The following is a 6,935-nucleotide window of genomic DNA, read 5'->3' as shown; positions in this document are numbered from 1 at the left end:
CTTCCCCTTGCCGGGTGTGCAGAGGACTTTCACCCCCAAGTCATCCGGCTCGCCACCACAGCGGGTCGGACAGCGCCAGTCACGGCGCTACGCGCCATGCCTGGCGCACCGAAAAAAAACCCGAACGAGCGGCTCGGGTTTAATCCACCAAAGGAGGAGGTGGAGGAGACAGCGGAGGTTGCAGAACTGCTGCAACGATGGAGTAAATTATAAGAGTCACCCTTGTGCAACGCAAGAAGATTTGCATTGTGAAATTAGTTTTCACAATGTGACAGATTCGATGCAGGGAGGACATTTGACGAAACTCCTTTTGGCTCAAGCACTAAAGGCCAAAAAATTCGAATCGCATCAGACATGCCTTAGAGTAAGTACCCTAAACTGTCCGAGGAATTCTGGAACCACCCGCCCATTCCGCACCGCAACAAGAAAGCAATCACCGTGCATGGACGCGGGATGCGCTCAGCGTGCGCCAATCGTCAGACACCGGGCTACAATGCCGTCTCGACAAAGCGATGCGCGGTGGGAGTGACAGCATGGAATGCAAAGTAAGCTGGATGGGACAAGACGGGATGGCGTTCGCGGCCGAGACGGGCAGCGGTCATCTGGTCGCGATGGACGGCGCACCCGAGGGTGGCGGACGCAACCTCGCGCCGCGCCCGATGGAAATGGTGCTGCTCGGCACCGGCGGCTGCACCGCCTACGACGTCGTGATGATCCTGAAGAAGAGCCGCCAGGAGATCGCCGGCTGCTCGGTGACACTGAAGGCCGAGCGCGCGAGCGAAGATCCGAAGGTGTTCACGAAGATCCACTTCCACTTTACGGTGACGGGCAAGAATCTGAACCCGGCGACCGTCGAGCGCGCGATCAACCTCTCGCACGACAAATACTGCTCGGCGTCGATCATGATCGCGAAGACCGCCGAGCTCACGCATTCGTTCGACATCGTCGCGCTCTGAGCGCGAAAGCGATGGCGGCCACGACCGCCACCCCGCCCCAAATGAAAAAGCCGGCGTCCCAACGGACGCCGGCTTTCCTTATACAGCGGCAAAGCAGGCCGATAAGCCGGATTCTGTGCACGCGCCGCGCCCGAAGACTCGACCCGCGTGGCAGCCATTCCTCTAGGCGCGCCATTACTGACGCGCTCAAGCTTCCTACCCGCAGACGAGACGGGGGCCCCGTCCTGCATCGCGAAGATGCGCGCCTGCCTACTTGGAATTGCTCCGGGTGGAGGTTACCGTGCCGGTCTGCCTTGCGACAGCCGCGGTGCGCTCTTACCGCACCGTTTCACCCTTACCTGATCCCGGCTTGCGCCGGGCCATCGGCGGTTTGCTTTCTGTTGCCCTGTTCCGCGTGTCGCCACGGATGGCCGTTAGCCATCACCCTGCCCTGTGGAGTCCGGACTTTCCTCGCCCTCGTTGGCCGAAGCCGTCGAGGCCGCGACTGCCTGGCCTGCTTTGCTGGCGCGAATTTTAACACCGAACTTGGAAGCGCCTAGCGCTTGCGCCGCCCCGTGCGGAACACGGACGTGTCGTCATAGAACGCCGGCGATTCGTTCTCGGGCCACCAGCCCGGAATGCCGAGCACCGGCAGCGGCGCGAACATGCGGCTCGTCAAAGCGTCGGGGCCGAGCAGCGCCGCGCTGACGGCTTCATCGAGCCATGCGTCGCGCGCCGGGGTGTCCCATTCGAAATACTCGGCCGGAACGGCGACGATCCATGCATGGCCGGTGCAGCCCCTGAACGGCGCGATCAGCTTTTCGAGCAGCGCATGGCCGAAGCACCGCACTTCGCAGCGCCGCCCCCACGCATCGCGCCACGCGACAAACAGCGTCTGCCACTCGAAGCCGCGTAGCGCGGCGCTCAGCGAAGAATCGGCGCAAGCGAACAGCAGCGCGTTTTCGTCGAAGAGGGTCAGCATGTCGCGCACACCGCCACGCGTCGGGCCGACGCCGAGCACGTCGAGTTCCGCCGACTGGCGCGCGTTCAGCGCCGCCTTGATGCGCGGAAACGCGAACCACATTGAACCGTTGAAGAAGTCGTGCAGATTGTGGCGCGTCGGCACGCAACCGGTCGACGCTATATGCCCCTCGTACGCGGCACCCGGTGGCAGGTCGTCCTGCGCGATGAACGCAAGAGGCTGGCCGCGGCCGGTGGTCTGTTGCATCTGGGCGGCGTCGGCGTTCATCGCGGCGAGAAGGTCCGCGTAGCCGGTCAGCGCGGCTTGCTGCCAACGCTGACCGCGTGTGGCGAATTGCGCGAACCACGGCTTCGACCAGTCGATTGCGGCGAAGCACGGTGGCAGAGGCTCGGGTGCCATGCCGCGCGCAGCTTTGGTCGCCGCGGCTTCATGCGCTACCGCGGAGCCCGCTTTCGCCGCCTTATCAATCTTGGCAGCGCGCTGCCCCGCCTCACGCTCCCGCATCTACCGCAGCCTCAAACGAGACGCCAGCCAATCGACTCCCCGCCTCGCAGCGGCACGACCGGCGTATCGCCGGCCGGCAGCTCGGCCGGCAGCGTCCATTCCTCGCGACGCAGCGTGACCTTCTCCGTATTGCGCGGCAGACGGTAGAAGTCCGGACCATGGAAGCTCGCGAAGCCTTCGAGCTTGTCGAGCGCGCCGGCCTTGTCGAATGCTTCGGTATAGAGCTCGAGCGCGTGCAGCGCGGTGTAGCAGCCTGCGCAACCGCACGCGTGTTCCTTCAGCCCCTTCGGATGCGGCGCGCTGTCGGTGCCGAGGAAGAAGCGCGGATCGCCCGAGGTCGCCGCCTCGACCAGCGCGACGCGATGCGTCTCGCGTTTGAGCACCGGCAGGCAGTAGTAATGCGGACGGATGCCCCCCTGGAAAATCGCGTTGCGGTTGTACAGCAGATGGTGCGCGGTGATCGTAGCGCCAAGCAGTTGCGGCGCGACGCCCGCTTCGCGGACGTAGTCGGCCGCGTCCTTCGTCGTGATGTGCTCGAACACGACTTTCAGCGCCGGAAATGCGCGGCGCAGCGGCATCATCACGCGATCGATGAAGACCTTTTCGCGATCGAACAGATCGATGTCCGAATCGGTCACCTCGCCATGCACGAGCAGCGGCATGCCGACTTCCTGCATCACTTCCAGCGTCTTCGCGCACTTCATCAGATCGGTGACGCCCGCGTCGGAGTTCGTCGTCGCGCCCGCCGGGTACAGCTTCACGCCGTGCACGAAGCCGCTCTCGCGCGCGCGGCGGATCTCGTCGGGCGGCGTGTTGTCGGTCAGGTACAGCGTCATCAGCGGCTCGAATTGCGCGCCCTCGGGAATCGCGGCGATGATGCGCTCGCGATATGCCTTCGCCATCGCGGTCGTCGCGACCGGCGGCTTCAGGTTCGGCATGATGATCGCGCGACCGAACTGGCGCGCGGTGTCAGGCAGCACGGCCGCGAGCATCGCGCCGTCGCGCACGTGCAGATGCCAGTCGTCCGGGCGGACCAGTGTGACGGAATCGGGGGAAACGTTGGAAGCAGTCATGGCAGGAATACGAGACTTCGCGCGCCTCGCTGATCGACCGGTCAAACCGCGTTGTAGCGGCCCAAACACATGTCAATTTTGCTATTTGGCGTCTCCGGCTCGGTGATATGCTTGGGAAATCATCATTGTAACGGCTCACTCCGTTCACAGGCTCACCTGCAACATGTGCCAACTTCTCGGAATGAACTGCGCCGCGCCGACGGACGTCACGTTTTCCTTTACCGGCTTTGCGGCGCGTGGCGGCGTCACCGATCACCACGCCGACGGCTGGGGCATCGCTTTCTTTGAAGACAAGGCGTGCCGCCTGTTCATCGATCATCAATCGTCGGCCACGTCGCCGATCGCCGAGATGGTCAAGCGCTATCCGATCAAATCGAAAAACACGATCGCGCACATCCGCAAGGCGACGCAAGGGCACATCCTGCTCGAAAACTGCCACCCGTTCATGCGCGAACTGTGGGGGCGTCACTGGATCTTCGCGCATAACGGCGACCTGCAGGCTTACGCGCCGGAACTGAACGGCGTGTATCAGCCGGTCGGCACGACCGACAGCGAACTCTCGTTCTGCGCGCTGCTGGAAGGTTTGCGTAAGGCTTTTCCGGGCGCGCTGCAGCCGCCGCTTCACGAGCTGTTCGCCGCGCTCGAGACGCTCACGCGTGAAATCACGCAGTACGGCGTGTTCAATTTCCTGATGTCTAACGGCCAGGCCCTGTTCGCGCATTGCTCGACGCATCTGCATTACGTCGTGCGTCGCTGGCCGTTTTCGACCGCGCATCTGGTCGACGCGGACGTGTCGATCGATTTCGCCAAATACACGACACCCGAAGACCGCGTCGCGGTGATCGCGACCAAGCCGCTGACCGACAACGAAGTGTGGACCGCGTTCAAGCCCGGCGATCTGCTGATGTTCCAGCATGGCGACGTGATCGGCCGCGCCAATATCCCGGTGCCGCAGTCGGTGCTCGAAAAGTTGCGCAATCCGGCACTCGACGCATCGGCGTCGGCCACGACGATCGCGGCGTCGAACGGCGCGCACGCAGTGGGCACGAGCGCAACCACGCTTTCACCCGACAGCGAAACCGATCTCGAAGCCGCCGATGACACGGCAGCGTTCGAGTCGTAAGCCGCCGCGTCACCTTACGCCTGCGAAACAAAAAGCCGCTCCACGGAGCGGCTTTTTTTCGTCCCGCGCGAGCCCCGAAACGAGGCCTGCGCACCCACCCTCAGTGCAGAATCTTCGCGAGAAAATCCTTCGCGCGATCCGACTTCGGATTCGCGAAGAAGTCTTCCTTGCGGTCGTCTTCGACGATCAAACCCTTGTCCATGAAAATCACGCGATGCGCGACCTTCTTCGCGAAGCCCATTTCGTGCGTCACGCACATCATCGTCATGCCTTCCTGCGCGAGTTCGACCATCACGTCGAGCACTTCGTTGATCATCTCCGGATCGAGCGCCGAGGTCGGCTCGTCGAACAGCATCGCGATCGGGTCCATGGAGAGCGCACGCGCAATCGCCACGCGCTGCTGCTGACCACCGGACAGCTGCCCCGGATACTTGTCCGCATGTGCGCGCAGACCGACGCGATCGAGCAGCTTCAGGGCCTTCGCGGTCGCCTCGTCGTTCGAGCGGCCGAGCACCTTGACCTGCGCGAGCGTCAGGTTCTGCACGATCGACAGATGCGGAAACAGTTCGAAGTGCTGGAACACCATGCCGACCTTCGAGCGCAGCTTCGACAGATTGGTTTTCTTGTCGGTCAGCGACTGGCCGTTGATGACGATCTCGCCCTTCTGGAACGGCTCGAGTCCGTTGACGGTCTTGATCAGCGTGGACTTGCCCGAACCGGACGGCCCGCACACCACGACCACTTCGCCCTTTTTGACTTCCGTCGTGCAGTCGGTCAGCACCTGGAAATGGCCGTACCACTTCGAAACATTCTTGATAGAGATCATCTTGCGACCTTTTTCTGAAGACCTTTGACGAGGCTCGACGCGATCACGCAGATCACGAAATAACACGCGCCCGCGAACAGTACCATCTCGACGTTCGTGCCGTCACGATCGCCAATATTCGTAGCCGTGCGGAAGAAGTCGGCGAGGCTGATCACGTAGACGAGCGACGTATCCTGAAACAGCACGATACCCTGCGTGAGCAGCAGCGGCACCATCGCGCGGAACGCCTGCGGCAGCACGATCAGGCGCATCGCCTGCCCATAGGTCATGCCGAGCGCGAACGACGCGTTGACCTGACCACGCGGCACCGCCTGAATGCCGGCGCGGATGATCTCCGAATAATACGCGGCCTCGAACAGCGAGAACGCGACCATCGCCGAGGCGAGCCGGATGTCGATGTCGGCCGACAGACCGAGCACGCTTTGCAGCACCTGCGGCACGATCAGGAAGAACCACAGCAGCACCATCACGAGCGGGATCGAACGGAAGAGCGTCACGTAAGCCTGCGCGAACCATCCGAGCGGCTTGATCGGCGACAGTCGAAACATCGCGAGAATGGTGCCCCAGATGATGCCGAATACGATCGCGATCAGCGTGATCTTGAACGTGATGATCGCGCCGGTCCATAGCGTAGGCAGCGCGCCCGGAATACCGCTCCAGTCGAAATGATGCATCACTTTCCTCCGATATAGCCGGGCAGCCGGGCCTTCACTTCGACCCAGCGCATCAGTTGCATCACGATCAGATTGATCAGCATGTATGCGACCGTGACCGCGATGAACGATTCGTAAGTTTGCGACGTGTAGTCGACGAGCTGGCGCGCCTGCGCGGACAGATCGAGCAGACCGATCGTCGAGGCAACCGCGGAGTTCTTGAAGATGTTCAGAAACTCGGAGGTGAGCGGCGGCACGATGATGCGGTACGCGACCGGCAGCAGCACATAGCGATACGTCTGCCACTGCGTGAAGCCTACCGCCAGACCGGCCGCGCGCTGCCCGCGCGGCAACGCGTTGATGCCCGAGCGCACCTGCTCGCACACGCGCGCGGCGGTGAAGAGGCCCAGACACACGATCGACGATGAGAAGAACTGCGCGCCCGGCGGCAATTGCTTGAACCAGTTGCCGATCGACACGGGCAGCAGCTCCGGTATCACCAGATACCAGATGAAGAACTGCACGATCAGCGGAATGTTACGGAAAATCGCGACGTAGACGGTGCCGACGCCCGACGCCCATTTGTTGGGCACCGTGCGCAGCACACCGAAGAGCGAGCCGACGATCAGCGCGATCACCCATGCCGACAGCGACACGGTGACCGTCACCCACAGCCCCGAGAGCAGCCAGCCCAGGTAGGTGGTCGGCTCGCCCGTGGAGACGGGACTCAGCAGAATGCCCCAGTTCCAGTGATATGACATGACCAAGACTCCGGCAAAAAGAAACGGAAGAAGCGCGCGGCCCCTTCCGTTCCTTTCAGCGTTTTGAAAGTGTCGAAA

At 62.6% G+C, this 6,935-nt stretch carries 8 protein-coding genes and 1 other RNA gene; 3 read left to right on the top strand and 6 right to left on the bottom strand.

The features are described 5' to 3' along the window. Both HWY30_RS41110 and HWY30_RS28380 read left to right on the top strand, forming a co-directional pair. Positions 1–213 (top strand): hypothetical protein (locus HWY30_RS41110; RefSeq protein WP_208524328.1); only part of this gene is annotated, 213 nt, incomplete at its 5' end. Positions 214–533: 320 nt separating this feature from the next. After that, complete coding sequence (locus HWY30_RS28380) at positions 534–956, top strand: OsmC family protein (protein WP_026226035.1); 423 nt, start codon at positions 534–536, stop codon at positions 954–956. 86 nt (positions 957–1,042) lie between these two features. Here HWY30_RS28380 and rnpB read toward each other — a convergent pair. The 3 genes from rnpB to pyrC form a co-directional block, all read right to left on the bottom strand. Continuing rightward, positions 1,043–1,456: RNase P RNA component class A (gene rnpB / locus HWY30_RS28375), an RNA gene on the bottom strand. Between the two features lie 35 nt (positions 1,457–1,491). Then, positions 1,492–2,421, bottom strand: coding sequence for a DUF3025 domain-containing protein (locus HWY30_RS28370; RefSeq protein ID WP_090801823.1), 930 nt, complete (start codon positions 2,419–2,421; stop codon positions 1,492–1,494). 11 nt (positions 2,422–2,432) lie between these two features. Beyond that, complete coding sequence (gene pyrC / locus HWY30_RS28365; protein ID WP_090801824.1) at positions 2,433–3,494, bottom strand: dihydroorotase; 1,062 nt, start codon at positions 3,492–3,494, stop codon at positions 2,433–2,435. A gap of 163 nt (positions 3,495–3,657) precedes the next feature. On the opposite strand from pyrC, the gene HWY30_RS28360 reads away from it, so the two are divergent. Next, positions 3,658–4,617, top strand: a complete 960-nt coding sequence (locus tag HWY30_RS28360) for a class II glutamine amidotransferase (RefSeq protein ID WP_090801825.1) — start codon at positions 3,658–3,660, stop codon at positions 4,615–4,617. 100 nt (positions 4,618–4,717) lie between these two features. On the opposite strand, the gene HWY30_RS28355 is transcribed toward HWY30_RS28360, so the two are convergent. Genes HWY30_RS28355 through HWY30_RS28345 form a run of 3 tightly spaced genes read right to left on the bottom strand, consistent with a single transcriptional unit; the run spans position 4,718 to position 6,857 of the window. Then, the gene (locus tag HWY30_RS28355; RefSeq protein WP_090801826.1) at positions 4,718–5,443 is read right to left on the bottom strand and encodes an amino acid ABC transporter ATP-binding protein; all 726 of its coding nucleotides are present in this window, start codon (positions 5,441–5,443) and stop codon (positions 4,718–4,720) included. Then, positions 5,440–6,117 carry a glutamate/aspartate ABC transporter permease GltK gene (gene gltK / locus HWY30_RS28350; RefSeq protein ID WP_018421788.1) on the bottom strand — a complete coding sequence of 226 codons (678 nt, stop codon included), beginning with the start codon at positions 6,115–6,117 and terminating at the stop codon, positions 5,440–5,442. The genes HWY30_RS28355 and gltK overlap by 4 nt, the downstream gene beginning before the upstream one ends. Continuing rightward, positions 6,117–6,857 (bottom strand): amino acid ABC transporter permease, encoded by a 741-nt coding sequence (locus HWY30_RS28345; protein WP_090801827.1) that lies wholly within the window; start codon positions 6,855–6,857, stop codon positions 6,117–6,119. Before HWY30_RS28345 ends, gltK begins: the two co-directional genes overlap by 1 nt. Positions 6,858–6,935 lie beyond the last annotated feature (78 nt).

The organism is Paraburkholderia tuberum STM678 (genome assembly GCF_902833905.1).
GTDB lineage: Bacteria > Pseudomonadota > Gammaproteobacteria > Burkholderiales > Burkholderiaceae > Paraburkholderia > Paraburkholderia tuberum.
This window is presented reverse-complemented; position numbering and strand designations above follow the sequence as displayed.